The organism is Methylobacterium tarhaniae, from assembly GCF_001043955.1.
Classification (GTDB): domain Bacteria; phylum Pseudomonadota; class Alphaproteobacteria; order Rhizobiales; family Beijerinckiaceae; genus Methylobacterium; species Methylobacterium tarhaniae.
This window is the reverse complement of the sequence record NZ_LABZ01000245.1, coordinates 1-845: the sequence shown is the minus strand read 5'-3', so window position 1 is coordinate 845 and position 845 is coordinate 1. Positions and strand designations below refer to the sequence as shown.

The 845-nt window shown below is 66.6% G+C and carries 1 protein-coding gene; it reads left to right on the top strand.

Features of this window, described 5'->3' with window-relative positions; translation table 11 throughout:
- Nucleotides 1-845: SRPBCC family protein (locus VQ03_RS27155; RefSeq protein WP_048454041.1), on the top strand; the 845-nt coding region annotated here is incomplete at both ends.

The following is an 845-nucleotide window of genomic DNA, read 5'->3' as shown; positions in this document are numbered from 1 at the left end:
GCAGCCATCGCGGCGCGATGGTGTGCCGGCACAAGCGCGGCAACAAGGCGACCTTCACCTGCCCGTTCCACGGCTGGACCTTCAGCAACGGCGGCAAGCTCCTCAAGGTGAAGGATCCGGAGGGCGCCGGCTATCCCGAGAGCTTCAACCGCGACGGCTCGCACGACCTGACCAAGGTGGCGCGCTTCGAGAACTATCGCGGCTTCCTGTTCGGCAGCCTCAACCCCGACGTGAAGCCGCTGACCGAGCATCTTGGGCAAGCGACGCGGATCATCGACATGATCGTCGACCAGTCGCCGGACGGGCTGGAGGTCCTGCGCGGCTCCTCGACCTACGTCTTCGACGGCAACTGGAAGCTCCAGACCGAGAACGGCGCCGACGGCTACCACGTCAGCGCGACGCACTGGAACTACGCCGCCACTACCAGCCGGCGCAAGGAATCGCACGTCGTCGACAAGACCCGCGCCATGGATGCGGGCGGCTGGGCCAAGCAGGGCGGCGGCTTCTACTCGTTCGAGCACGGCCACTTGCTGCTCTGGACTACCTGGGCCAACCCGGAGGACCGGCCGAACTGGGACCGCCGCGGCGAATTGGCGGAGCAGCACGGGCAGGCGATGGCGGATTGGATGATCAACCGCTCGCGCAACCTCTGCCTCTACCCCAACGTCTACCTGATGGACCAGTTCTCCTCGCAGATCCGGACCTACCGGCCGATCGCCGTCGATAAGACCGAGGTGACGATCTACTGCATCGCCCCGAAGGGCGAGGCACCGGATGCCCGGGCCCGGCGCATCCGCCAGTACGAGGACTTCTTCAACGCCAGCGGCATGGCGACCCCGGACGAC